Raw genomic sequence first — 26,356 nt, 5'->3', positions numbered from 1 at the left:
TCCCCCTATCTATTCAGGAACTTGGAGTTGATTGTAAAAGGCGAAGTGGGCGCCGTCTTGGTCCAAGACCAGCTCGGCCAGCGCGCCGTTTTGCGGTTGGGCAGTGTACTCTGCCCCGCCAAGGTGACTACCGATGGAGCGGATCGTCATCCCGTGGGAAACCACGAGGACGTTGGAGCCGTCCGGTAGTTGGCGTAGGGTTTCAAAGCCCGGTTCCAACCGCTTCCAAAAGGCGTCGTCGTCTTCGGCTTGTTCGAACGGGTCGGCGGCCGCAATCTTGTTGCGGGTAGCTTCGACACCGTAGTTGGCGATCATTTCTTCAAAGGTCCGGAATTCCCGTGACACCGTGTAGGAGGTGGCATCGGAATTGAGCCCTTCAAAGTAGCCAAAGAATTCTTCGCGCCAAGCCGGGTCTGGGGTGGCGTCGGTTAGCTTACCCGGGTGGTTGGCTAACAGTTCGTGCGCCGTTTCCATCGTCCGCTTCAGGTCCGAAGAAAAGGCGTAGTCAAAGTCAACCTTGGCTAAGGCTTGACCGGCCCGGGCGGCATCAGCCAGCCCCTTTTCGGTCAGCGGTGAATCGGACCACCCTTGCATCCGGTGGTAGAGGTTCAAGTAGGTTTGGCCGTGGCGAACAAAGTAGACGTTAATTGCCATAAATTTTTCTCCCTCACAATCGTAACGAATTAACAGTTGGCACCCGCCGGCGGAGCGCCTTGGGGTGCCTAACATTTAATTGTAAGTATACCAGAAAACATTATGAAATGCGGAACCGAGGGTTTTAAAAGGAGCCCTTTTTCATGATGATGTGGCGGCGTAAGCGATTGATCCCCCAGACGATGGCGGCCGGCAAAAAGGAGACGCAGATTAGCCCTAGTAAAACCAGGGAGAATTGGTCCTTGACGAAACTAATCGTGCCGAAGTAGTAGCCGGCCACCCCGGCTAACAAGACCCACAGGGCGCTGCCGATTAAGTTACCGATCAAAAAGCGGCGGGCTTTGAGGCCCGAGGACCCGGCGATTAGGGGGACAAAGGTTCGAATCAGGGGGACGAAGCGGCCGAAGATGACCGATTTAATGCCGTGGCGTTGAAAGAAGATCCGCGCTCGCTCCAGGTTAGGGCCATCCAGGCGTTTGAAGAGCCAGGGGAGCTTGATTAGCCGGGTGCCGATCAAGTAATTGACCGTATCACCCAGCAAGGCGGCGATAAAAAAGCCCGGCAACAAGATTTCAATGTGGATTTGGTTGGTCGAAACGGCCGATAGCGAGGTCGCCACAAAAATCAAGGACTCGCCGGGCAGCCAGGGGAAAACGACCAAACCAGTTTCCATAAAGGTGATCAAAAAGAGACACAGGTACCCCCAGTTACCGACGGATTGAAAGAGCGGAATGATGACTTCCGGAATGTGGGTGAGCCCATAGGTGAGTTGGCTGAGCATGAGGGAAGGCTTCCTTTCTAAAGTTCTAATACCCTTATTTTAGGGGGAAATGATGGTTAGGGCGAATAATTTAATCATTAATACCAAAAGCTTTACCAAAATTGAAGAGCGTTGGAGCGGAAAGGGATTGCTGATCGTGCTATAATAATTAGATTGATTTTACGCAAAAAGGAGCGATCGATTTGACTGACGCAACCCAAGCACGTGAACAGGCCCACTTGGACCAGGTGATTGACCGGATTAAGGCCGCCGAACAAGAGGCAAGCCAAAAGATCCAGTCCGCTAAAAAAGACATCGATACGATTAGCGGGGACTTCAACGAGATCCGCATGAACACCACCACCTACTCGGGGATGATGGACACGGCGATGTCGGTGCGCGCCCAACAGCAGCTCCTCGATGAGCGGGAAAACTCCTGGCAACACGCCGCCGACCGCCTAGGGACCTTCCGGCGCCTCGAGGCCAAGCCCTACTTTGCCCGGATTGATTTCACCGAAGAAGCTGGCCAGACCCCGGAAACGATTTACATCGGCCTGGCCTCCTTTGCCGACTCGCCGGACCACTTTTTGGTGTACGACTGGCGGGCGCCGATCTCTTCAATTTATTACGAGGGCGAACTGGGCGAGGTTTCCTACGACACCCCCGATGGCCAACAGACCGTCAATGTGAAGTTAAAGCGCCAGTTCCAAATTGAAGACGGCGTAATCGTGACCCTCTACGATACGGCCGAAACGGTGACCGACCAAATGCTCTTGGCGGCCTTAAACAACCACTCGTCGACCAAGATGAAGAGCATCGTCACCACCATCCAGCGGACCCAAAACCGGATCATTCGTAACACCGACGCCGACCTGTTATTCGTGCAGGGGGCGGCTGGGAGTGGGAAGACGGCGGCCGTCTTGCAGCGGGTCGCTTGGCTCTTGTACCGCTACCGGGGTAACCTCAATTCCTCGCAGGTTATCTTGTTTAGCCCCAACCAGCTCTTTAACGACTACATCGACCAGGTGCTCCCGGAACTGGGGGAACACAACATGGTGCAGCTGACCTACTACCAGTACGTTAACCGTCGGGTGCCGCGCTTACAAGTCGCCTCAATCCAGGAACGCTTCGACGCCGACCAGGAGGGGGTCAACGCCCGGGCCAGCCAACTGTTAACCAGCCTGACCTACTTTAACGCCGTTACTCGCTACGCCAAGCGGTTAGGCCGCGATGGCCACCTGCGCTTTAAGAACCTGATGTTTAACAAGAAGGCCTTCTTTAGCAAGGACAAGATCGCCGAGCTCTACTACTCCTTTAACCAAAACTACAACCTGGGGAACCGGCTGGACGCTACCAAGCAGGAGCTGCTTAAGATGCTCAACCGGCGCATTGCTGGTGAGATGCGCTCCAAGTGGGTCGAAGAACGGATCCAGACCCTAAGCAAGGAAGAGCTCGACGTCATTTACCACGAGTACGGTGGCGAGTTTAAGGACGAAGAGGCCGAAAACAAATACCTGGCCCGCCGGATCGTAATGGAGGCCTTCAAGCCGATTAAAAAGGCGATCGACCATAACCGCTGGATGAACATCAACGCCCAATACATCCACCTACTCCGGGTGACTCCGAAGCTAGTGAAGTTAGCCGACTTTGGCCTGACCGAAGACGAATGGGCGGGCTACGTTGACGACCAGTTAGCGGCCCTCAAGGAAAAGCGGATGAGCGCCAACGGAATCAGCGTCTACCTGTACTTATACGATCTCTTGACCGGTAAGCGGGGCCAACGCGAGATCCGCTTCGTCTTTGTCGACGAGGTCCAAGATTACGACGCCTTCCAGCTGGCCTACCTCAAGTTCTGCTTCCCCAAGGCCCGCTTCACCCTGCTAGGTGACTTAAACCAAGCCATTTTCACCCACAACAACGCCCGGAGCCTCTTGCAACAGTTGGGCACGATGTTTGAGCCGGAAAAGACCAAGGTCATTCAGCTGACCCGTTCCTACCGGTCGACCAAGCAGATCACCAACTTTACTAAGGCGATCCTAAAGGACGGGGAAGCTATTGAGGCCTTTGAACGGGAAGGGGAACTGCCGCGGGTGCTGACGGCGCCAAGTGAAGAGGACGCCGTTAACCAAGTTGTGGCAACCTTAGCGAAGTACCAAGCCGATCACGACACCACCGCCATCATCACCAAGACGCTGACCGACGCCGAAAAGATCACCGCCCTTCTAAAGGAGGCCGGGCAAGCGGTCACCCTGATTCAGACCGAAAATCAACGGCTGGCCCAGGGGACGATCGTGGTACCGTCTTACTTAGCCAAGGGACTGGAGTTTGACGCCGTGATCGTTTGGGATGCCAACCAGGCTAAGTACCAAGGCGACGCGGAACGCCAGTTGGTCTACACGATTTGTTCACGGGCGATGCACGCCCTGACCGTGACCAGTGTGGGCCCGGTTACGGACCTGATTGGCCAGATTCCGGGGGAATTGTACCAAACGAAGTGAGTGCGACCCAGCCTGTCCAGCAGGCCGTAAGTTATGCATGACAGCCAACAACAAAAAGGGCCAGGGGAAATTTCCATTTCTCCTGGTCCTTTTTAATTCGATGAAATTCTTTTGACAAACGGCATCTTCGCCAAGTCGAGTTGCATGAGCAGGTTGGCCAAAATTAGGATTACCCCGCCGATGACTAATTGTGGGGTGAGACGGTCAAAGCCTAGCGCCACCGACATCAAAGAGGCAAAGAGTGATTCTAGCATTAGGATGATCCCGGCCGCCGTGGGGGTGGTGAAGTGCTGGGCGGTGATTTGCATCCCCTGGGCTAAGAAGGTAACCACGATGGCGAGGATGGCTAACGGAACCAGGGCCTGGAGCCAGTGGACGTGGGCAAAGCTTGGCCGCTCAAACAAGAGGGCGCAAACCCAACCGAGGCTCCCCTGCACTAGTCCGATCAAAAAGATCACGATCCAGGGCGAGGAGACCGTGGAGGCAAACTTGGCAAAGTAGATTAATTGCAGGGCCCAAAAGATCGCTGAGATTAAGGTCAAGAGGTCGCCCAACTGGAGGGTGAAGTTAGCAGGGGAGATTCCGGACAGCAACGCCATGCCGATCACGGCTAGGATGATGGCGAAGTAATCCTTGCGCCGCGGGGCCTGGTGCCAAAATAACCAGAGGATGAAGGGGGCGATCACCACGTACATGGTCGTCAAAAAAGCGTTCTTGGCCGGGGTGGTGTAGCGCAGGGCGGCCGTTTGCAGGTAGTAGCCGGAAAAGTTAATCAACCCGGCGGTCAGCCCGATCTTGAGGTCGCGGCGGCTCATCTGGTTGATCTTGGCGTGGAAGAGTAGGTAACCGGCGGCAACGCAAAAGGTGCCCCGGCAACCGTTGATCAGCCCCGACTGCATGCCGGCGTCGACAACTTGCTTAGCAAAGACGTAGGAGGAGCCCCACAAAATGGCAACGAGGACCAGCATCAGGTTGGCCCGGGATTGGGAAATTTGCATGTATATATTCTTCTTTCTCTTATAAAGTCCGCCAATGATCATACACCCGGCCAGCGGCTTGGTAAATGGTTAATTTCCCGGGATCAACGGCGGGGCACCGCTCTATTTTCAAATATTTCCCAGGAAATAGGAAATTCTTAAGCATTTACGAAAAAAATGGTCAAGTAATTGCCAATGCCCGGAATTCTTGTATGATAGAGAATGTTGATATTTTTGATGGAGGAACACAAATTATGAAAACAGCGCTGCGAAAGGTCCGGGCGGTCTTCAATACCAAGCTCAGGTTCTTTCTTTTAACGGTGCTCTTGTTTGCGATCAAGAGTTACTGGGCGTACCAAACAAAGTTCACTCTGGGAGCGACCGGGGCGGTGCAGCAATTCCTGCTCGCCTTTAACACGATCCCCAGCGCAATCGTCTTCTTGGGGATTGGGTTATACTTTCGCGGGCGGTTATCCTATTGGGTGATGGTAATCGTGGACCTGCTTTTGTCCACCTGGCTGTTTGCCAACATCCTCTATTACCGTGAATTTTCCGACTTCATCACGATGAACGTGATCAAGGGGTCGGGGTCGACCTCCAATAACCTGGGGAAGAGTCTGGCCGAAATCATGAAACCAAGCGACTTTTGTGTCTACTTGGACGTGGTGATTTTAATCGTCATCTTGCTCTTCCACTTTGTTCGCGTCGATATGCGCTACTTTAAAATTCGCTACGCCGCGACCTTTACGGCGTTGGGCTTTGTCCTGTTTGGCGCCAATCTCGGGATGGCCGAAAGCGACCGGAGCCAGCTTCTGACCCGAACTTTTGACTCTAACTACATCGTTAAGTACTTGGGGCTGGAAGCCTACACGATTTACGATGGGATCAAGGCCACCCAAACCAGTGCGATCAAGGCCAAGGCCAGTGCCAAGGACCTCGCCCCGGTCGAGAAGTTCTTGAAGTCCAACTACGCGTCACCAAACATTCAATACGAAGGGGTGGCGAAGGGTAAAAACATCTTCATCATCCACCTGGAAAGCCTTCAGCAGTGGGTAATCGATTATAAGGTGGACGGCCAAGAAGTAACGCCCAACTTAAACAAGCTCTACCACTCTAGCGACACGTTGGCCTTTGACAACTTCTTCCACGAAGTAGGTCAGGGGAAAACGTCCGACGCCGAAATGATGTTGGAAAACTCGCTCTTTGGTCTGCCAGAAGGTTCGGCCATGACGATTGACGGGACCACCAACACCTTCCAAGCGGCCCCGGCCCTGCTGGAACAAAAGCTCGGCTACTCGACGGCCGCCTTCCACGGGGACGTGCCATCCTTCTGGAACCGGGACAACGCCTACAAGTCATTTGGCTACCAATACTTCTTCTCTAAGGACTTCTTCCCGACCGTTAAGGATTCCGACGTCGGTTACGGGACCAAGGATAAGCTGTTCTTGAAGTACACGGCCGAATACTTACAACAGCTGCCGCAACCGTTCTACGCTAAGTTGATTACGGTGACGAACCACTACCCGTACATCATCCACAGCGAAGACACCGACTTCCCGAAGCTGTCGACGGGTGACGACACGGTTGACCCGTACGTTCAAACCGCCCACTACCTCGACCAATCGATCGGGGAGCTACTCAATTACTTAGACAAGACCGGCTTGCGTAAGAATTCCGTCCTGATCTTGTACGGGGACCACTACGGGATTTCCGACAACCACAAGGCGGCGATCGCCAAGATCTTGGGCAAGAAGTCAGTTACTAACTACGACTTGGCCATGTTCCAAAAGGTGCCGTTTATGATCAACATGGAAGGACTCAAGGGGGGCATCGACCACACCTACGGGGGTGAAATCGACGTCTTGCCAACGATTGAAGACCTCCTCGGGATCTCGTCGGACAAGTACATCCAGTTCGGCCAGGACCTGTTGAGCACCAAGCGCAACCAGATCGTGCCGTTTAGGGATGGCGACTGGGTATCTAAGACCTACACCAAGTACGGTGGTGACTACTACTACACCGCTACTGGTAAGCCGATCACTAAGATGACGGCGAGCCAAAAGAAGCAGATCGACAAGATCCAAAAGTACGTCACGACCGACCTCGCCTTATCCGACAAGGTAATCAACGGTGACCTCCTACGCTTCTACAAGCTACCGGGCTTCACCAAGGTTAACAAGTCTAGTTACACTTACAACGCCCAAAAGAGTTTGGCCAACTTAAAGAAGGTCCAACAAAAGAAGAAGACGAGTCTGCTGGCGGAAAACGCTTGGAAGTCGTTGTTCGATGATTACACGACCGACGCACCAGAAATCGCCAACAAGACCCTGAAGTTCCCGACGAAATAAGAAGTGCGACCCAACCCAACCTCAAGTGAAAAATCCCGCAGCAAATTAACCAAGCTTGGTTGATCTGCTGCGGGATTTTGTTCTCCACTTCTTAATTTATTTAATCTGTTTTGGCGCCGGGTACAACCACCCCAGCGGCCAGGCAAACCAGCGGAAGTGGTGGCAGTAAATCACGGCGGGGTCGACCTTAGGATCGGTGGCCAGCAGTTGGTAGGTCATCGGCCCGTCAGCGGCCAGGTGTGGCGTTTGGTGAAAGTGATTTTTAAGGTAAAACTGTAGCCGGGCGAACCGTTGCTTGGCGTTAGTTGCCTTGGGGTCAGGGTGCTCAATTTCAAGCACGAGGGTTTGGGCCGGGTAGGTGGCCTTTAAGTGGGTCAGAATCTGGGTACCGTAGCCCTTAGAGCGGATCCGGTCGTTGACGGCTAAGTACATTAAGTAGTTAACGTTGTGGCCGACGATCAAGTAGGTGAAGCCAACCAGGTCCTCACCATCGTAATAGGCGGTGAAGTGGGCCCGGGAGCGCTTAGCCTTAAACATCAACCAGAACCAGGGAACCTGTTCGGCGCGCGGGAAGGCCTGTTGGTACAGGGCCCGGATGGCCGGGTAGTCGGCTAGGCGTTTGGTAACGGCGATGGATGTTAGTGACAAATCAATTCCCCCTTTTGGCAGTCTATCCTACCGGGAATTGGCCAAGAATGCACGTAATTACTTGAGTGTGTTAAAATGTAAGGGCTATCCAAATGAACGGAGAAATGATAATGGACGAATGGATTAATTACGATCAGTTTGACCGCCAAACCTGGCATAGCTTCTTTCCCAGCGAAATCACCTTCTTGACCCAGGAAAACCTGGACGAGATTAAGTCCTTAAATGACCAGATTTCACTGCGCGACGTCCAAGACATTTACTTGCCGTTGATTAAGCTGATCCAACTCCAGTACCAAAACTACCAGCAAATGCAGTTGCAAAAGATGACCTTCTTGCGCAAGTCCTCGCGCCGGATCCCGTACATCATCGGGATCGCCGGTTCGGTAGCGGTTGGCAAGAGCACCACGGCCCGGCTGCTTCAGATCTTGCTCAAGCGCTTAATGCCAGACCGGCGGATCGAAATGATCACCACCGACGGTTTTTTGTACCCCAACGCCGAGTTAAAACGGCGCGGGATCATGGCGCGCAAGGGGTTCCCGGAATCCTATGACATGGACCGGCTCCTGACCTTTATGAACGACGTCAACGCCGGCGAGGATCAGGTAACGGCGCCGACCTATTCACACTCGGTTTACGACGTGATGGAGGACCATCCCCAAACGATTTACAAGCCCGATATCTTAATCGTCGAGGGGATCAACGTCTTGCAACTACCGACCACCCAGCGCCTGTTTGTGTCGGACTTCTTCGACTTTTCCATCTACGTCGACGCCGACGCCAGCCTAGTGGAGAAGTGGTACCTAGAGCGGTTCGGGATGTTGTTAGACACCGCCTTTCAGGACCCGACCAACTACTATTACCCGTACGCCCAGGGCGACCGGGCGGAGGCCTTTAAAATGGCCAAGCAGGTTTGGAAAGACGTCGACTTACCGAACTTAAACGACTACATCTTGCCGACTCGGACCCGGGCCGACGTGATTTTGCATAAAACGGAGCACCACTACATTGATCGGGTGTACCTACGTGAGGATTAGTTCCACGTGAAAATAAAGACCGCCTAGCGTTTAAAAACGCCGGTCGGTCTTTTATTTCTATGCTGCAGTACTGATAACGTGCTCACCAATCACAGGCCTAGTGGCTAAGTACGGGTGAAGAACGATGCGTGCCGCATCAACTTTCCCCCGATCTTACATACGGCCCGTCGAGGAGGTTGGTGAGCACTCACTTCTACTTCGTCATCTTCAAGCGAATCGTGAAGTAGAGGGTCTGGTTCTTGTAGCGGGCGCTAATCTTGCCCTTAAAGGCGTGAACCAGGGTTTGGGCCATCGACAGGCCAATCCCGTAGCCCCTCTTCTTAGAATTGTGGGAGGTGTCATCGCGGTAGAAACGGTTAAAGAACTTGGTGTAATCAATCGCTTTGCCCTCCGCATAGGTGTTGCCGACCTCTAGGGTAACGGCACGGGTGGTTTTGTTTTCCCGTAGTAAGACCGAAACCTTCCCCCCGTCGTCGCAGTACTTATTGGCGTTATCGAGCAAGATGTTACACAGCTCGTAGAAGTAGTTTTCGTCGGCGCGGACCTTAACGCCTGGGGCGATGTTGGTGGAAAAGCCCTTCCCTTCGTGGGTGATCATCGCCTCGAAGCTGTCGGCGGCCCGTTGAACGGCGGCCGAGGCGTCGATAGTGGCGATCGTCATTTCCGGTTGCTCATCGAAGCGGGCTAAGGAGATCAGGTTGTTGATTAACCGGGTCAACCGGGCCACCTGTTGCTTATTGCTGGTCGTCCACTCGGTTTCACCGCTGATCATTTCGGATAACTCGGTGTTGGTTTCGATGATCGCCAGCGGGGTCTTTAATTCGTGGCCGTCGTGGCTAGCGAGGACATTTAAAACGTTGGTGACTTGTTGGGAAGCCTTGTAATAAGAGACCCCCAGCATGCCCCCCAGGATGGTTAAGAGGACCACGAAGAGGGCGCAAGTAGAAATGGCGATGAAGCGGCGCCGGAATTTTTGAATCATCGTCGCCACCCCCTAAGCTAGCTGGCTAAGGGTAAAGGGACCGCCCTTTTCACCGACGATCGTCACGTGGGCGTTGACGGCCTGGAGTTTTTGACGCAGGTAGGAGATGTAGATCCAAAGGTCGGTTTCGTCGGCCTCGTCGTCTTTATCCCACCCCTGGTCAAGTAGGATTGAACTTTCAATGGCTTTGCCCGGGTTTTTCATCAGGTAGGCCAAGAGCTTGGTTTCTTTGCCTGATAGGGAAATCGAGTTGTGGCTTTCCAAGCGTTGTTCGTCGTTATCCAAGGTGATGTCGGCGAAGTTTAAGACGTCTTCTTGATAATCCTCGCTGCGCCGTTCCAGGGATCGTAAGCGGGCTAGGAGTTCCTTTAAGGAGAAGGGTTTAGTCAGATAGTCATCGGCCCCGGCGTCTAGGCCAGTCACCTTATCGTCAATTTCGGCCATCGCCGTTAACATGATCACGTAGGTTTTGTTACCGGTTTGGCGAAGCTGCTTTAGGGCCTCGATCCCGTTTAACTTGGGCATCATGATGTCTAAGATGATCACGTCGTAGGCCCGTTGCCCGGCTAAGTCGACGGCTTCTTGACCGTTATAAGCCGGGTCGACGTGGTAGCCGTTCGCCTGCATGGCCGTCACTAGGGCGCGCGATAGTTGCTTTTCGTCTTCCGCAAGCAGGATGTTCAAGGGCTGTTCCTCCTTAATTACTTTCGTTGATCAGCTGGCGGATCGTTTGCATTTGCACGTCACAAGAGGCCAGCTGGTCGGCACAACGGCGGAGTTCTTTTTCAATCCGTTCCGGGTCGTTGATGTGGTGTTTATATTTCATTTCGTGTTCTAATGACGCCCACGAATCCATTGCAATCGTGCGCAACTGGATTTCGACGAAGTAGTGGCTCGGGGTGTGGCCCGTGTAGTTAGGGAGGTCGGTGGGCACGTCTAAAATTAAGTGGTAGGACCGGTAACCGTTGGGCTTGGCGTTTTCGATGTAGTCTTTTTCTTCGACGACCGTGCACCAGTCGGCGGCCTTGATCCGGTCAATTGAACGGTAAACGTCGTCGATAAAGTTGCAGACGACCCGAATCCCAATCGCGTCTTTACACTTCGTCAGGGCCGATTCCGGCGTGACCGGGTAGCCCTTGCGGCGGCATTTTTCTTCCATACTAGCCTGGGCCTTGACCCGCCCGATCAGGTGCTCGTACAGCTTGGGACGGTCGGCGGCGACCTCCTTGTTGGAGAGGTCGCGCACCCGGTCCATCACAAAATCGAGCAGCTGGGGCAGGTAAGGGGTGGCCGTCCCGTAAATATCCATTATTGATCATTCCTTTAGTAAATTAACTCTCATTATAGCAAGCTTTTAGAAAGGATTCAGGTATCAACTAATTGTAGCGATTTAACCGGGGAGGGGCGAGAACCCCCCCAACTTTATCCAAAAAGTTATCCTTCCTTAAGAAAGGATAAAAGGAAAGAAGTGCGACCTAACCTCCTTGGCAGGCCGTATGGCTAGGGAGCACTTCGTTAATTTGCCAAAGAATCCGCGAAACCGTCCCTTCACCATTGACCCACCCGGGTGAAACCCGTACAATGGTTAGGACGTTTGAAGATAATATAAAGGAGTGGAAAATTTGGCAAACATTAATCTTGACGCCTTCGACAAGATCATAGTGCTTGATTTCGGGAGTCAATACAACCAATTGATCACCCGCCGGATTCGTGATTTTGGGATTTATTCCGAACTTTTATCCCACAAGATCACGGCCGAAGAAATCAAGCAGATCAACCCTAAGGGGATCATTTTCTCCGGGGGGCCGAACAGTGTGTACGACGAAGGGGCCTTCACGGTGGACCCGGCAATCTACAAGCTCGGGATTCCGATTTTGGGGATCTGCTACGGGATGCAGTTGATGGCTCACGACCTTGGCGGGAAGGTGGAAGCCGCCGATGATTCCGAATACGGACGTGCCGACATTGAAGTGACTAAAGACGACGCCGTAATGTTTGCGGGCTTACCAAAGAAGGAATACGTTTGGATGAGCCATGGGGACCGGGTCACCGCCGTACCAGCCGGCTTTGACGTGGTCGCCACCAGCAAGAACTGCCCGATTTCAGCCATGGCTAACAACGCCGAAAAGCTGTACGGGCTCCAATTCCACACCGAAGTGCGTAACACCGAATACGGGCTGGACATCTTAAAGAAGTTCGCCTTTGACGTGTGTGGCGCCAAGGCCAACTGGTCAATGGACGACTTCATCGACATGCAAGTCGACGAGATTCGCCAAACCGTTGGTGACAAGAAGGTCATCCTGGGCCTTTCCGGTGGGGTGGATTCTTCCGTAACCGCCGTTTTGATCCACAAGGCGATCGGCGACCAACTGACTTGTATCTTCGTTGACCACGGTCTGTTGCGTAAGAACGAAGCCGACTCCGTGATGAAGGCCTTAAGCGCCGACCTCGGGGTTAACATTATCAAGGTTGACGCCGCCGACCGCTTCTTGGGCAAGCTTAAGGGGATCAGCGACCCTGAACAAAAGCGCAAGACGATCGGTAAGGAATTCGTGGCCGTCTTTGACGAGGAAGCCAAGAAGATGAAGGACGCCGATTTCTTAGCCCAGGGGACCTTGTACACCGACGTGATCGAATCCGGGACCGACACTGCCCAGACGATCAAGTCGCACCACAACGTTGGGGGGCTGCCGGAAAAGATGGGCTTCAAGCTGATCGAACCACTCCGCTCCCTGTTCAAGGATGAAACCCGTCAACTGGGTGAAAAGCTGGGGATTCCGCACGACCTGGTCTGGCGCCAACCATTCCCGGGTCCGGGCCTGGGAATCCGGGTGCTTGGTGAAGTCACTCCCGAAAAGCTAGAAATCGTCCGGGAAAGTGACGCTATCTTACGCGAAGAAATCAAGAAGGCTGGCCTGCAAGAAAGCATCTGGCAATACTTCACCGTCCTGCCGGGCATCCGCTCCGTTGGGGTGATGGGTGACGGCCGGACCTACGACGAAGCGGTCGGCATTCGGGCCGTTACTTCAATCGACGGGATGACCGCCGACTTCGCCCAAATTCCGTGGGATGTCTTGCAAAAGATCTCGGTGCGGATTGTCAATGAGGTGGATCACGTTAACCGGATCCTCTACGATGTGACCTCCAAGCCGCCTTCCACGATTGAGTGGGAATAGGGAGTGGGACAGAAATTTCTAATTTCGTCGTCCCACCCCCGCAAGCACCAATAGGGTTTCAGGAATGCTTACCTTGGTAAGCGACTGAAACCCATTGGTGTACTGCGCCGGAGTGCGGAACAACCACTAGACCCGTGGTTGGGGAGCACGTTATCTGAGTAACATTGCAAAATTAAAAGCGAGCCAGGATTTGATTCCTGACTCGCTTTTTTAATTATGCCCATTTAGAGCTAGACACAGGACAAATATTTAGATTTGCGCAAAACGGAAGTGCGACCCAATCGATCAAACAGGCCGTATTTAGCGAATCGGCGTCTATTGCGTCAAATTTTAGATTTGTCGGGTGTGGTTTTCTGGGAGTGGAAAGTAAAGTCGTTGACAAATAGTGTGTGACCCAAAATTCGTCCCCATAGTTATAGCCTAATTAAAAAGCGTCTCGCACTCTTATAAAGGTGCGGGGCGCTTTTTATTACCGTGGTTAAGTAAGAAGGAACGAAAATTGTCGGACGTAACTTTATTGATTATTATCAAGTTATGGAGTAATAAGACAAAACTAAAATTGAGGAATATCAAAATATTCCAAAATTAGTTGACAGACCGTCACACTTTAGCTAATCTTAAGTGAATTAATATTGATTTATTTTTAGGGAGGAAGCGAGATGCAAGATCAATATCGGCGGCTGTCGCGAACGTTAATCGTGACGCTAGTGGTCGTCTTTTCCATCTTAATTGCTGGGGGCTTGCTCATTTTTAAAAATGAGGCACCCCGTCCAGCAAAGATTGTGACCGAAGCGGGAACCACGCTGGTTTCCAAACAGCAGCTAATCTCTGGTCAGGCGACCTACGAAAAGTACCAGTTGGCTGACTACGGGACCTACCTGGGAAACGGGGCTTACTTGGGACCGGATTACACGGCCCAGGCGCTACACGTTTACTTGCAGGGGATGTACCGTTACTACGCCAAAACCCTGTACGGCAAGTCCTTTAATAAGTTGACCACCCTGCAACAAGAGGGAATTAAGGGGAAGGTTAAAGAGGAAATCCGGGTTAACCGCTATAACGCTAAGGATAAGGAATTAACCTTAACCAAGGCCCAGACGGCCGGGTACCAGTACCTGCTTAAGTACTACCGTAAGGCCTTTATCAACAATCCTAAGCAAGTCGGCTTGCCGGATAACATGATCAAGAACCGCACCAACGAATACATGGTCAAGGGGAACAAGGTCGACCAACTGACCGCCTTCTTCTTCTGGGGGGCTTGGTTGTCATCCACCAACCGGCCGGGACGTTCCTACTCATACACCAATAATTGGCCGTATGACCTCGAAGCCGGTAACGTCATGACGCCAAAGGCAATGACTTGGACGGGGATCTCCGTGGCCCTCTTGGTAATGGGGGTGGCGATCGCCATCTGGGTTCAAAAGAAGTACAACTTCGAATCCAAGGCCCAGTACCAAAAGGATGTCCCGATCATTGAACCGGATACCTTACCAATCACCACCAGTCAGCGGAAGACGGCTAAGTACTTCGCCCTGGTAATGGTGCTCTTCTTGGTCCAAATCCTGTTAGGTGAATTGATGGCCCACTACTACGTCGAAAACACCTTCTTTGGGATTGCGCTTCAAAACATCTGGCCGTTTAACCTGGCCCACTCTTGGCACCTCCAGTTGGTCATCTTCTGGGTGGCCACCACCTGGCTAGGGGCCGGAATCTATATCGTGCCCCGGGTCCTGCGCCGGGAACCGGTTCGTCAAGGGATCTTAGTCGACGTCCTCTTTTGGGCGCTCATCTTTGTGGTGGGCGGTAGCATGCTCGGGGAATGGTTGACCGACCTGGGCGTCTTAAACAAGAACTGGTGGCTCTTTGGTAACGGGGGCTGGGAGTACCTGGAACTCGGGAAGTTCTGGCAGTACCTGCTGATCGCCGCCATGGTCCTGTGGATCGTTATGTTAATGCGGGGCTTTGTCCCGGCGATGCGACGTAAGGATAACCAAACCCGCACCCGCCTGGTCACGATGCTCTTCTTAGGGGCGATCGCCGTGCCAGCCTTTTACTGCGCGTCGATTTTTATCATGCCCGATTCACACGTCACCTTCGCCGATTACTGGCGCTGGTGGATCGTCCACCTCTGGGTAGAAGGGATCTTTGAAGCCTTTGCCGTTATTTTAACGGGTTGGCTGTTAGTTGATATGAAGCTGACCACGATTAAGTCAACGATTCGGGCCCTGTACTTCCAATTGATCCTGCTGCTTGGTTCCGGGGTGGTCGGAACCGGTCACCACTACTTCTGGATGGGGGACCACTCCCTATGGTTGGCCCTCGGGGCATCTTTTTCTGCCCTTGAAATCGTGCCACTGTCCCTGTTAGTGTGGGAAGCCTACACCCACTACCGGGTTTACCAGGACACGTACCACAACTTCCCGTATAAGACGACCTTCATCTTCTTGATGTGGACGGGGATCTGGAACACCCTGGGGGCCGGGGCGCTAGGCTTTTTGATCAACGCACCGGCCATCAACTACTTTGAACACGGGACCCAGTGGACGGCCGCCCACGCGCACGGTTCCATGGCCGGGGTTTACGGGATGTTCTCGATCGCCATTATCCTGTACGTGTTACGCAACGTGACAGTCAAGGAATTCTGGACGGCTAAAATGGAAAAGGCGATTCGCTGGTCCGCCTGGTTGCTGAACATCGGCTTAGCCGGGATGGTCTTTGCCACCCTAATGCCGGTCGGGCAACTCCAGTTAGCCGACGCCCTGAAGTACGGCTACTGGCACGCCCGGCAAATGTCCTTTTACCACGAAAAGCTGATTTCTTTAATCTTATGGGGACGGATGCCATGGGACCTGATCTTCACGGCCGGGGTCATCATCCTGCTCGTGGTCTGCTGGAAGGCCCTCTTCCACTTGAAGAAGGCTGACAACCAGGCCGCGGCCGCTGAGTACGAACGCTTCGCCGCTGCCGAAACGAAGAGTCAGGCAAACGAAATTGATGAATAAGATTTAAATAACGGCTCCCGCCAGGTGGTGGGGGCCGTTTTTGTTTCCATAGAATTAGTGGTGGCGAATCAACCATTTGCGCCCTTCGTCAAGCAGGATCAGGGGCAGCGGGATGCACAGTAAGAACAGCCACTGAGCGGGCCCTAGTGGCACCGTGCCAAAGACGTCTTGTAACACCGGGACGTAGGTTAGGCATAACAAGAGGACGACTTCAAAGATGATCCCGAGAAAGATCATTGAGTTGTCGAAGAAGTGGCGGTTGAAGACCGATTGGGTTTCGTAGCGGATGTTTAAGACGGCCGCGATCTGGCAGAAGATGATCACCGCTAAGGTCATCGTGGTGGCCTGACGGTAGTCAAAGCCGCTGGTGGCCAGGGCCGGGAAGGCGTGACCGTTAATGGCGTTGGCAAAGAAGAAGCCGGCCACGCACAGGAGCGAACTCAACAGCCCGTACCAGGTGAAGGCCTTGAGCAAGAGGTTCTTGGTGATCAAATGCTCTTGTTTGGAGCGGGGCGGCCGGTCCATAACGCTGGCCTCGGCGACCTCCTTCCCCAGCCCGAGGGCCGGAATCAGGTCGGTTCCCAGGTCAATCGATAGGATCTGCATGACGGTCAAAGCGAGCGGGATCGTCCCGCCGGACAGCAAGAAGAGTAGCGACGGGACGGCTTCGGGGGTGTTGGAGTTGAGGATGTACAACAAGAACTTGCGGATGTCTTGGTACACCCCGCGCCCCTCCTTAATCGCCGCCACGATCGAAGCGAAGTTGTCGTCGGTTAAAATCATGTCGGCAGCTTGCTTGGCCACATCGGTCCCGGTTAAACCCATGGCGACCCCGATGTCGGCCTTCTTGAGGGCCGGGGCATCGTTGACCCCATCCCCGGTGACGGCGACGACCTCGCCCATCTCCTGCAGGGTGGTGACGACGTCGTACTTTTGTTCCGGAGCCATCCGGGCGAAGATTATCTGGCCGGCGAGCGCTTGTTTGAGGTCGGCCTTGGCCATTGTTTTGAGCTGGTCGCCGGTGATGACCGTGACTGGTTGGTCGGGGAGGACGATCCCGATTTGGCGGGCGATGCTCTCGGCGGTCAGGCTGTAGTCACCGGTCATCATGATGATCTTTATGTGGGCGCGGTGGCAAAGTTGGGCGGCCACGGCGACTTCCTTTCTGGGCGGGTCCAACATGACGGAGAGGCCGATGAAGGTCAGCCCCGTTTCAACGTTAGCGATCGTGGCGTCACTCGGGTCCCCCTGATAGGTGCGGGCCGCCACCGCTAGGACCCGCAGCCCCCGGCGGGCGTAACCATCGTTAGCGGCGTCGATTTGTTGTCTAACTTCGTCGGTGAGCGCCAGGACCTGGCCGTGGTTAAGGTAGCTGGTGCAGTGCTTGAGGACCTGGTTGGGCGCCCCCTTGGTGTAGGTGTTAAAGGGGTGGGTGGGGTCTGCTTTGACGATCACGGTCATCATCTTGCGTTCGGAATCAAAGGGGAGCTCCCGTTGCCGGGGGCTGACTTGGCGTTCGTCGTGGGCGTTTAGGCCGGCCTTTTTGGCGACCACTTCCAGGCAGGCCTCGGTCGGGTCGCCCAAGACGGTGTAGCGGGGGTGGTGGTCATCGGGCGGAACGAGCCGGGCGTTATCGGCCAACAAACCGCCGCGCAGGAGCTCGTACAAATCGGCGTCGGTCTCTTCGTTGACCTGGCGGGGCCCATCGACGACCTTGCCCTTGGCCTCGTAGCCCTCGCCGGTCACCTGGTAGTGCTTGGCGACCGTCCACAGGCTCGACACCGTCATTTGGTTTTGGGTTAAGGTCCCGGTTTTATCCGAACAGATCACCGAAGCGGCTCCCAAAGTTTCAACGCTGGCCAGCTTTTTGACCAGGGCGTTTTGCCGCGCCATCCGCTTGACCGCCCCGGCTAAGGAGAGGGTCACGGTGGGCGACAGTCCCTCGGGGATAAAGGCGACGATCATCCCGAGGGCGAAGATAAAGGATTTGACCAGCGGGTAGTGGACGAAGAGGGTCGCCACCAAAAAGAAGATCAGGCCGATCGAAACCGCCAGCACGGAGAGTTGCTTGGTCAGGGTGTTGAGCTCTTTTTGCAGGGGACTGATGTCTTCCTTGACCTGCTGGGTCAGTTCGGCGATCTTACCGAAGTCGGTGGCCATCCCGATTTTGACCACCACCCCCACCAGGTTACCTTTGACCAGCGAGGTGCCGGAGAAGACGATGTCGCCGAACTCAAAGTGGTTCTTGCCGGTTGGGTCAATGGCCTGGGCCCCCTTGTTGACCGGGTTGACTTCGCCAGTCAAGGCCGACTGGTCGACTTGGACCTGGGTGGCCGCAAGGATCCGGATGTCGGCGGCCACGTTATCGCCCTCCTCGAGCTTGACGATGTCGCCAACGACCAGGTTGCTGGTGAGTACCTTTTGGTCGTGGCCGTCGCGCACGACCCTTGAATAGGAAGGAAGCATCTTGGACAGGGCGTCGGTTTCCTTGCCGGCCTGGTATTCTTGCCAAAAGGAAAAGAGCCCGTTGATGATGTTGACGAGCCAGATGGCAATCCCCAGTTCCTTGAGTTGGGCGACAAAGGCAATCGCCCCGGCGACCCAGAGCAGGATCGCCATCATCGAGGTGAAGTTTTGGGTGAATTTGGTTAACCAGGAGGCGCCCTTAATTTGTTTGAGGACGTTGGGGCCGTCTTGGGCCTGGCGGCGGGTAACTTCGTCCTTGGTCAGGCCGGTGCGACTGGTTTGTAGTTCGGTCAGGAGGCGGGTTTGATCGTCTTCTTGGGCAATTTCTTCTAACGATAACGATTTAGTTGGCATCTTTAATCCCCCCTTTGACTTAATTGTAGGCGCAATTAGCAAATTTTAAAGCGGTTTTAATAATAATTTTAATTAACGAAGCGGCGCCGTTCTGATTAGTGGTTCTGATCAACCGGGAGTCTTGTTCGTGCATAATATTAGTCAAAGGTAAAGAAAAACTAAAGCTAATCTGATGGGTGCTGGGAGGGCGAAATTCTATGTCAACCGTTTGCATTAGCGGTTTGTGCCATTAAAAGGGTTGATAAAAACGAAAATTTAGTTTGAGAATTCTTCATAAATGATTCATAATTATCTCCTGTAAAGATCATCAGTTAGGGGAGTAAACAAATGAAGAAAGTACGGATCGGTGCCGGGCTGTTAGACCTGACCATTCTCTTGGCCGGGTGCGGCGGCAACTCTACGGCCAAGCAGGCCAGCCAGTCGTCTTCGAGCACCAGTCAAAAGGTTTCGAGTAGCCACAAGCAAACTACGCCCTGGAACAGTCAAAAGACGACCAGCTGGAAAGCTTCATTAACCAGTGGGCGCCGACAATGAGCCAGGCCTACACCAAGTACAACGGCAAAACCGCTTTAAAGACTAAGTTGGACGTCAAGTACCCGAAGAACTTTGCCCAGGCCAAGGTTAACGGCAGCACCAGCGCTTCGATTGGCTGGGCGCCAAGCGGTAAGGGCAAGTGCGATTACAACGTGGTCGCCATCTACAACGATGACGACTTCGCCGGCGCCAAGTACATCACCTACGCCTTTGCCTTCCACGACGGCCAGCCGGTCGCCCTGGTTGACCAAGCAACTAACGGCGGTCCGGACTTTTATCCGACCCAAAACGCCAGCGTCCGCGACGCCTTCGACCGGATTGCCAACGGGACGAGTGCCACCTATGGTAGTACGTCAACTAGCGCCAACTCCAGTAGCAGTGCCTCCAGTAGCGCGACCAGCGACCTGACTTCCGATGGGCGTAACGGTTACTTTGCGACGCCAAGCGCCACCCGGGGGACTTGGTACTTCGTCAACGACAACCAGTCCGTCACCAAGGTCACAATTACCGACCACGAGCTAACCACGACGATTGAGGACGGTTCCTCCAGCACCACGGTCCTTTACAATCGTCAGTCCGACTACCAAATCCCGCAAAACCCGAGCCAGGACCTGCAGTTTAAGTCGATGGATTGGTCGGAGGGGAACGCCTTTACCCATAACGGTATCCAGTACTTTAGTGTTCGTTCTTGGTTGCAATAAACCGCACCCCACAACTACTACGGCGTGACGACCGAAAAGGTGAACGGCCAAGACACCCGGGTGCTGTTGCTAGTCGAAGGGGGCCACGTTCAGGTACAAGAAGTCGGTTACCCGACCGAACAGCTGGCCAAGGATAACGTCGACACCAAGTTTGATAACCTAGATTACCAATAACCACGAATTAAGAAGAGAGCGAGAGAGGCGATCGGAATGAAGAAGAGATGGCTTGGCCTAGGGGGCTTTACCCTGGCCGTGGTGGCCCTCTTGGCATTATGGGCATTCTTACCAAGCGGGCCGAAGCACCACCCAGAAATGGAGTCGGGGAGTAGCAACAACCAAATTAAAACGGTGACGCAAAGTTCAACCACCAATTCGTCAACGACGGCCCGCTGGAACCAAGGCAAGGATAACCAACTGGCAGCCTTCATGGCTAAGTGGGGGGCAGCGGACAAGCAAACCTACGCCAAGTACAACGGTAACAGCGACCTGGTAACCGCCTCGGGAACCAGTTACCCGACCGGCTTTAGCGCCGCCTTCGTGGGGATGCGTAGCGTCTCGATGGGGTGGACGGACACCGGGAGCGGTAATTACGATTACAACGTGGTCGCCGTCTACAATTACAACCAGCCCAAGGACCTGGGGCGGACCACTTACGCCTTTGCCTTTCACGAGGGCAAGCCGGTGGTCTTGATCAACCAGACCATGGAGGGGCCGGATAACTGGACGGTCGCTAAGGACACGACGCTCAAGAGCCGGTTCGTGGAGATCGTTAACGGAAAGTGAGCGGTGGGGAATTGACAGATCGATAAAAGCCGATCTATAATCAGACCATGGAAATAAATGAAAAGCTATTTAAGGCCCTGGCCAACCAAACCCGCCTCGATATCTTGCGCTGGTTAAAAGACCCGCTCACCCATATCGACGTCGTAACCTGTGAGACGGTTCAATACGAACTCGACCACTTCGGCGGCATCTGCGTGGGCGACATCGTCCGTAAGGCTGGCCTGGCCCAATCAACGATTTCGTCGTACTTAGCCATGCTAGAAGAGGTGGGGTTACTCACCTCCAGCCGGCACGGCAAGTGGACCTACTACCGGCGTAATGAAGCCCAGGTGCAAGCACTGGGGCGGCTAATTGAGGAATCACTGTAAGGGTGGTTCCTTAATTTTCACCCCGTTAGATCGTTAATTAGCGATATGTAAATTTAAGGAGGAAACCAATGTCATCCGTTACCGAACTTTTGCACACCAAGTACCCGCTCGTCCAGGCCCCGATGAACTGGGCGACCGACGCCCGGTTTGTAGCCGCCGTCGCCAACGCCGGTGCCCTCGGGGTGTTGGGCCCCAACGCCGGCCTGAGCGAAATGGTGCACGGCTCAGCGGCCCACGAGCGCCAGTTGCAAGCCCAGTTGGACCAAGTGCGCACCCTGACGGACCAGCCAATCGGTATCAACGTGGTGTTGGAACCGGACCCGGCGCCCCACATGAACAGCACGCTTGAGGTGGCCTTTGCCAACGGGCTCCGCTACTTTGCCGTGGTTGGTGAACCCGACCAGGCGGTTTACCGGCGGATCAAGGACCACGGTGGGGTAATCTTGGCCCGGCCACTAACGCCAACCGTGGCTAATGCTAAAGCCGCCGAGGCCTACGGCGCCGACATCTTAGTGGCGACCGGCTACGACGAAGGGGGGATCTTGCCCCAGCACTTCCAGGGGACCTTCACGGTAGTGCCGACGATGGCCGATGCCGTTTCGATCCCGGTCCTAGCCGCCGGGGGGATCAACGACGCCCGTGGGGTTAAGGCGGCCCTGGTCCTCGGCGCCCAAGGGGTTTACGTGGGGACCCGCTTCTTAGTCACTGATGAGGCCCCGGTTGCCCCGGCTGCCAAGGAGACCCTGTTGGCGGGGTCTTACGATCAAGTCGATTTGGTCTCACACGACCAGCGCTCGTTAATGACCCCGGGGGCTAAGCAACTAGCGGCCCGGTTTAAGGAAACCAATGACGGACGGGCAATTGACCAAATAATCGCCCAACGCGGCGGGATGTTGCCGGGCCTGCGCCTGGGGAAAGTGGACGACAACATTATTTCCACCAACACCGGGCTGGACTTGATCAAGCACGGTGGAACGGTTGCCGAGCTGGTTGAAGAATTAATGGAGGGGATCAAATGAAGCGCTTAAAGATTATCTTGCCCCAGTGGGAAGGTGGGGTGAACCCCAACTACGTCTTAGGGGCCTGCTTAATGGATTTGATCGTGCCGGCTGAATAATTACCAACGGTGACGATCCCGGTTGCCGACGTTAATGCCCCCGAGGTGTTGGAGGCCAACACGGCATCGATGCCTACCAGGCCTTGCAAGGTCAACTAACGGCGGTCCAGGGAGTCTTAGCCACCAAGCAACCGGACAAGGTTTTGATGGTGGGGGGCGACTGCGCCGTCAGCCTGGCCCCCTTTGATTATTTGAGTGGGCGTTACGGTCGGGACCTGGGGGTCGTTTGGCTGGATACCCACCCCGACATCTCCACGACCGAGGAGTCCCACCACCTCCACGAAATGGTGGTCAGCTCCCTGCTGGGCAAGGGGGCACCGGGCTTTAACGCCCACCACCCCCTTGCAAGCGACCAGGTCATCTTGGCGGGGTTGATTGAAGAGGACCTGCGTCCGATGGACCACAACGTTTTCGATTACCAGGTCCAACGGCTGACGCCAAAGCAGCTGCGCGAACCTCCGAACGCCCTTAGTGATTGGGTCCGCGGCCACGGCTTCAAGCAGGTGGCCGTTCACTTTGACCTCGACGCCTTGTCGCCCACGGCTTTTCGCTCAATTTACCCGGCCGAACCAGGGACCGACCCGGCGGACTTCCCGGCCGCCGTGGGCCAATTAACCTTGCCAGAAGTGGCGAACCTGTTGACCCAGCTCGATCAAAGCGCCGAACTGGTCGGCTTAACGGTGGCCGAGTACATGGCCTGGGATGCGCTCAATTTACGCCAGTCTTTAAGTGGGTTGTCCTTGTTGGAGTAAAGCAGCAGCGCCCCTACCATTAAGTTGGTAATTATGCGATAATTAAGGTAATAACCGTAGCCAACCCACCAAAGGAGGGACCACCATGCTAGTGACAACGACCGAACGGATTCCGGACCAAGAATACGAAGTGTTGGGCGAGTGCTTTGGGGTGACCACCCAAAGCCGGGACATCATTAGTAATTTCGGCGCCGGACTTAAGAACCTGGTCGGCGGCGAGATCAAGGGTTACACCAAGATGCTGACCACCTCGCGCCAGGAGGCGATTGACCGTTTGAAAGAAGAGGCGGCGGCGATGGGCGCCGACGCCGTGGTGATGATGCGGTTTGACTCCGGTTCGATCGCTTCGGACATGCAGTCGGTGGTGGCCTACGGGACCGCCGTTAAATTCATCGAAAAAAATTAGGGTGCGCCCCTTGACCTAAAGTCAGCTTTAAGTAGTATGCTATGACCATTCCAAACCAAAGGAGTGGTTTTTTTGTTACTCGAATAAATTCATTCGTCAAAAGACGTTAAGCAACTCACTAATGACCAACTGCACACCCTGGTTGATGAGGCCCGGGCGGCGCTCTTGCAAAAGTTGAGCGTTCACGGTGGCCACAACGGCCCGAACCTCGGGGTCGTAGAAATGACGGTCGCCCTGCACGCCGTCTTTGATTCACCAACTGACAAGATTATCTATGACGTTTCCCACCAGTCCTACGTCCACAAGATGTTGACCGGACGGGCCCAGGCTTTCTTGGACCCGGTCCACTACTATGACGTGTCTGGTTACACCAACCCCAAGGAAAGTGACGACGACTTCTTCTCGATCGGTCACACCTCGACGTCCCTGGCCCTGGCCAGCGGCTTTATCAAGGCCCGCGACGTCTTGGGTAACCACGAAAACATCGTCGCCGTGATCGGGGACGGTTCCCTTTCCGGGGGCCTGGCCTACGAAGGCTTGAACAACGTGGTGACTGAAAACTCCAATGCGATCGTGATCGTCAACGACAACGACCAATCGATCGCCAAGAACCCGACCGGCGGGATCTACACCGCCCTGCGCAAGCTGCGGGAAAGCAACGGCCAGGCCGAAGACAACTTCTTCACCGCCCTGGGGTATGAGTACCACTACTTAGCCGACGGGAACGACCTCGACCAGCTGATCGCCCTCTTTAAGAGCGTCAAGGATACCGATCACCCGGTTCTCTTGCACGTTCAAACCGAAAAGGGGCACGGCTTTGCTCCGGCCGAAGCCAACCACGAAAAGTTCCACGCCGGCGGCCCAATCGGCCTCAAGACCGGTGACTACAAGGGGGCTGGCCAACCGGCGGGGGAAACTTACGACGCCGTCTTGTCCGACCTAGTCTTCAACAAGCTGAAGCAAGACCGGTCCGTGATCGCGCTGTCCTCGGGGACGCCAATGATCATCTTTAACCAGGAACAACGCCAAGCGGCTGGCGCTCAGTTCATGGACGTGGTGATTGCCGAAGAACAGGCCACCACGATGTCGGCCGCCCTGGCCAAGTACGGCGCCAAGCCAGTTTACCCGGTTTACGCCACCTTCTTACAACGGGCGTACGACGAACTGTCGAATGACGTGGCCCTAAACAACGACCCGGCGACCCTCCTGGTGTACCTGGCCGGCGCCTACGGGATGAACGACGAAAGCCACCTCGGCCTCTACGACATCCCGTTCTTGAGCCACATCCCGAACTTCGTTTACTTGGTCCCAACCAACAAGGAAGAGCTGGTCGCAATGACTAACTGGGCGATTGATCAACCAGACCACCCGGTTGCCATTCGGGTTCCGGCCGTGGCGTTGGAAACAACCGGCCAAGCTGACACCACCGATTACGGCGACTTGAACAAGAACCAGGTGGTTCACCAAGGTTCCAAAGTCGCCATCTTCGGGGTCGGCAACCTGCTCGGCTTAGCTAAGCAAGCCGCCGCTAAGTTAGCCGAAGAGGGCGTCGACGCCACGGTCATCAACCCCCGTTACCTGACCGGGTTGGACACCGAATTGCTCGACCAACTCCAGGCCGATCACCAAGTGGTGGTGACCCTAGAAGACGGGATCCTAGAGGGCGGTTACGGTCAAACGATCGCCTCCTACCTCGGTGACAGCGCCGTGCGGGTGCAAAACTACGGCCTGCAAAAGGCTTACCCGGACCGCTACGACGTCAACGAACTGTTGGCCCAAAACGGCTTGACGGCTGACAACATTGCCCAACAAGCATTAAAAGCACTTAACTAAACTAAAAAGAGCCTCAGAGAAGCTACTTCTCCGAGACTCTTTTTTTGCTGTTACACAGATCGCGCACTAACCTTCGTCCTAGCTTAGCCATACGGTCTGTCGAGAAGGTCATTTCCCACTCACTGATAACGTGCTCCCCAGCCGCAGGCCTAGTGGCTAAGCCTGGCCACAGAACACCGCGTGCCGCGCTAACCTGTGGCCTATCCTTAGCCCACGGCCTGCTTTACGGCTGGTCCGCACTCACTGATAACGTGCTCCCCAACCGCAGACCTAGTGGCTAAGTCCAGCCATAGAACACCGCTGACGCGCTAACCTATGTCTAGGCCTTAGCCCACGGCCTGCCAGTTGGTTGGGTCGCACTCACTGCTTACTTCCCCGTCAGCCCATACAAAAGGACGTTAACGATCCCTTCGGCTTGCTTAGGGTCGGGTTCGTGGCCGTTGGCATCGCCATAATAAACTAGCGAGGTTAGGATGGTGATGATCGCTTCATCGCTGGCCGGGGTGGTGATGAAACCATCACGGCGCCCAATCTGAATGAAGGTGGTAAACAGCCCATCCAGCTTGGCCCGGACGTGGGCCCGCAATTTCGGGGTAGTCTCGATGGTCTTAGAAAGCTCTTCGTAGGAAGCCTGACTGGTGATGGCGCCGAGCGAGGAGGTGTTGGGAATCGCCTGCAGACGTTGCAAAAAGGGCTGACTGGAGTTTTTGATCGTCGCCTGGGCGTCTGCAAAGGACGTGTCGATCAGGCCGGTTAAAACTTCTTGGACCAGGGCCTCCTTGTCGGCAAAGTACTTATACATGGTGACGTAAGAGATTCCCGACTCCTGGCTGATCTGGCGGACGCTGGTTTTTTGGATCCCCTGGGCCAAAAAGAGCCGCTTGGCCGCTTCGATGATCTGGGTTCTGTTTTGTTCCTTGAGTTCTTCGCGCTTCACGAGTTCACCCCCACTTGTTGAATCTA

At 54.7% G+C, this 26,356-nt stretch carries 23 protein-coding genes; 14 read left to right on the top strand and 9 right to left on the bottom strand.

Features of this window, described 5'->3' with window-relative positions; translation table 11 throughout:
- Positions 1 to 9 precede the first annotated feature (9 nt).
- Both FG166_RS08830 and FG166_RS08825 read right to left on the bottom strand, forming a co-directional pair.
- Positions 10 to 654: a histidine phosphatase family protein gene (locus FG166_RS08830; RefSeq protein WP_035430694.1), complete on the bottom strand. Its 645-nt coding sequence runs from the start codon at positions 652 to 654 to the stop codon at positions 10 to 12.
- 124 nt (positions 655 to 778) lie between these two features.
- Positions 779 to 1,435, bottom strand: coding sequence for a VTT domain-containing protein (locus FG166_RS08825; protein WP_003681298.1), 657 nt, complete (start codon positions 1,433 to 1,435; stop codon positions 779 to 781).
- A gap of 182 nt (positions 1,436 to 1,617) precedes the next feature.
- On the opposite strand from FG166_RS08825, the gene helD reads away from it, so the two are divergent.
- On the top strand, positions 1,618 to 3,912 hold the full coding sequence (gene helD / locus FG166_RS08820) for an RNA polymerase recycling motor HelD (protein ID WP_003681299.1): 2,295 nt from the start codon (positions 1,618 to 1,620) through the stop codon (positions 3,910 to 3,912).
- Between the two features lie 92 nt (positions 3,913 to 4,004).
- On the opposite strand, the gene FG166_RS08815 is transcribed toward helD, so the two are convergent.
- On the bottom strand, positions 4,005 to 4,910 hold the full coding sequence (locus FG166_RS08815) for a DMT family transporter (RefSeq protein WP_003685329.1): 906 nt from the start codon (positions 4,908 to 4,910) through the stop codon (positions 4,005 to 4,007).
- A 233-nt stretch (positions 4,911 to 5,143) separates the two neighbouring features.
- Between FG166_RS08815 and FG166_RS08810 the strand changes: the two genes are divergently transcribed.
- Positions 5,144 to 7,237: an LTA synthase family protein gene (locus FG166_RS08810; RefSeq protein ID WP_035430696.1), complete on the top strand. Its 2,094-nt coding sequence runs from the start codon at positions 5,144 to 5,146 to the stop codon at positions 7,235 to 7,237.
- A gap of 96 nt (positions 7,238 to 7,333) precedes the next feature.
- On the opposite strand, the gene FG166_RS08805 is transcribed toward FG166_RS08810, so the two are convergent.
- Positions 7,334 to 7,885 (bottom strand): GNAT family N-acetyltransferase, encoded by a 552-nt coding sequence (locus tag FG166_RS08805; protein WP_003681304.1) that lies wholly within the window; start codon positions 7,883 to 7,885, stop codon positions 7,334 to 7,336.
- Between the two features lie 110 nt (positions 7,886 to 7,995).
- Between FG166_RS08805 and coaA the strand changes: the two genes are divergently transcribed.
- Positions 7,996 to 8,919, top strand: a complete 924-nt coding sequence (coaA, locus tag FG166_RS08800; RefSeq protein ID WP_015639506.1) for a type I pantothenate kinase — start codon at positions 7,996 to 7,998, stop codon at positions 8,917 to 8,919.
- Between the two features lie 193 nt (positions 8,920 to 9,112).
- Here the strand turns inward: coaA and FG166_RS08795 are convergent, their stop codons facing one another.
- Genes FG166_RS08795 through FG166_RS08785 form a run of 3 tightly spaced genes read right to left on the bottom strand, consistent with a single transcriptional unit; the run spans position 9,113 to position 11,210 of the window.
- Positions 9,113 to 9,901 carry a sensor histidine kinase gene (locus FG166_RS08795; protein WP_003681306.1) on the bottom strand — a complete coding sequence of 263 codons (789 nt, stop codon included), beginning with the start codon at positions 9,899 to 9,901 and terminating at the stop codon, positions 9,113 to 9,115.
- A 12-nt stretch (positions 9,902 to 9,913) separates the two neighbouring features.
- Positions 9,914 to 10,585 (bottom strand): response regulator transcription factor, encoded by a 672-nt coding sequence (locus FG166_RS08790; protein WP_003681307.1) that lies wholly within the window; start codon positions 10,583 to 10,585, stop codon positions 9,914 to 9,916.
- Positions 10,586 to 10,598: 13 nt separating this feature from the next.
- Positions 10,599 to 11,210 carry a GTP pyrophosphokinase gene (locus FG166_RS08785; RefSeq protein WP_003681308.1) on the bottom strand — a complete coding sequence of 204 codons (612 nt, stop codon included), beginning with the start codon at positions 11,208 to 11,210 and terminating at the stop codon, positions 10,599 to 10,601.
- Between the two features lie 313 nt (positions 11,211 to 11,523).
- Between FG166_RS08785 and guaA the strand changes: the two genes are divergently transcribed.
- Both guaA and FG166_RS08775 read left to right on the top strand, forming a co-directional pair.
- Positions 11,524 to 13,077 (top strand): glutamine-hydrolyzing GMP synthase, encoded by a 1,554-nt coding sequence (gene guaA / locus FG166_RS08780; RefSeq protein ID WP_015639502.1) that lies wholly within the window; start codon positions 11,524 to 11,526, stop codon positions 13,075 to 13,077.
- 659 nt (positions 13,078 to 13,736) lie between these two features.
- On the top strand, positions 13,737 to 16,079 hold the full coding sequence (locus tag FG166_RS08775) for a nitric-oxide reductase large subunit (protein WP_003681310.1): 2,343 nt from the start codon (positions 13,737 to 13,739) through the stop codon (positions 16,077 to 16,079).
- 54 nt (positions 16,080 to 16,133) lie between these two features.
- On the opposite strand, the gene FG166_RS08770 is transcribed toward FG166_RS08775, so the two are convergent.
- On the bottom strand, positions 16,134 to 18,899 hold the full coding sequence (locus FG166_RS08770) for a cation-translocating P-type ATPase (RefSeq protein ID WP_003681311.1): 2,766 nt from the start codon (positions 18,897 to 18,899) through the stop codon (positions 16,134 to 16,136).
- Positions 18,900 to 19,226: 327 nt separating this feature from the next.
- Between FG166_RS08770 and FG166_RS08765 the strand changes: the two genes are divergently transcribed.
- The 9 genes from FG166_RS08765 (at position 19,227) to FG166_RS08725 (ending at position 25,393) form a co-directional block, all read left to right on the top strand.
- The gene (locus FG166_RS08765) at positions 19,227 to 19,433 is read left to right on the top strand and encodes a hypothetical protein (RefSeq protein WP_003681312.1); all 207 of its coding nucleotides are present in this window, start codon (positions 19,227 to 19,229) and stop codon (positions 19,431 to 19,433) included.
- Positions 19,430 to 20,134 (top strand): DUF4767 domain-containing protein, encoded by a 705-nt coding sequence (locus tag FG166_RS08760; protein WP_003681313.1) that lies wholly within the window; start codon positions 19,430 to 19,432, stop codon positions 20,132 to 20,134. Before FG166_RS08765 ends, FG166_RS08760 begins: the two co-directional genes overlap by 4 nt.
- 24 nt (positions 20,135 to 20,158) lie before the next feature.
- The gene (locus tag FG166_RS08755; protein WP_003681315.1) at positions 20,159 to 20,308 is read left to right on the top strand and encodes a hypothetical protein; all 150 of its coding nucleotides are present in this window, start codon (positions 20,159 to 20,161) and stop codon (positions 20,306 to 20,308) included.
- A gap of 36 nt (positions 20,309 to 20,344) precedes the next feature.
- On the top strand, positions 20,345 to 20,917 hold the full coding sequence (locus FG166_RS08750) for a DUF4767 domain-containing protein (protein WP_003681316.1): 573 nt from the start codon (positions 20,345 to 20,347) through the stop codon (positions 20,915 to 20,917).
- Between the two features lie 47 nt (positions 20,918 to 20,964).
- Positions 20,965 to 21,285: an ArsR/SmtB family transcription factor gene (locus FG166_RS08745; RefSeq protein WP_003681317.1), complete on the top strand. Its 321-nt coding sequence runs from the start codon at positions 20,965 to 20,967 to the stop codon at positions 21,283 to 21,285.
- 68 nt (positions 21,286 to 21,353) lie between these two features.
- Complete coding sequence (locus FG166_RS08740) at positions 21,354 to 22,304, top strand: NAD(P)H-dependent flavin oxidoreductase (RefSeq protein WP_003681318.1); 951 nt, start codon at positions 21,354 to 21,356, stop codon at positions 22,302 to 22,304.
- Positions 22,305 to 22,485: 181 nt separating this feature from the next.
- On the top strand, positions 22,486 to 23,154 hold the full coding sequence (locus FG166_RS08735) for an arginase family protein (protein ID WP_003681320.1): 669 nt from the start codon (positions 22,486 to 22,488) through the stop codon (positions 23,152 to 23,154).
- A gap of 85 nt (positions 23,155 to 23,239) precedes the next feature.
- Complete coding sequence (locus tag FG166_RS08730; protein ID WP_003681322.1) at positions 23,240 to 23,560, top strand: heavy metal-binding domain-containing protein; 321 nt, start codon at positions 23,240 to 23,242, stop codon at positions 23,558 to 23,560.
- 87 nt (positions 23,561 to 23,647) lie between these two features.
- The gene (locus FG166_RS08725) at positions 23,648 to 25,393 is read left to right on the top strand and encodes a 1-deoxy-D-xylulose-5-phosphate synthase (RefSeq protein ID WP_240839937.1); all 1,746 of its coding nucleotides are present in this window, start codon (positions 23,648 to 23,650) and stop codon (positions 25,391 to 25,393) included.
- 367 nt (positions 25,394 to 25,760) lie between these two features.
- Here the strand turns inward: FG166_RS08725 and FG166_RS08720 are convergent, their stop codons facing one another.
- Positions 25,761 to 26,330 (bottom strand): TetR/AcrR family transcriptional regulator, encoded by a 570-nt coding sequence (locus FG166_RS08720; protein ID WP_021349582.1) that lies wholly within the window; start codon positions 26,328 to 26,330, stop codon positions 25,761 to 25,763.
- Positions 26,331 to 26,356 lie beyond the last annotated feature (26 nt).

The organism is Limosilactobacillus fermentum, assembly GCF_013394085.1.
GTDB lineage: Bacteria > Bacillota > Bacilli > Lactobacillales > Lactobacillaceae > Limosilactobacillus > Limosilactobacillus fermentum.
This window is presented reverse-complemented; position numbering and strand designations above follow the sequence as displayed.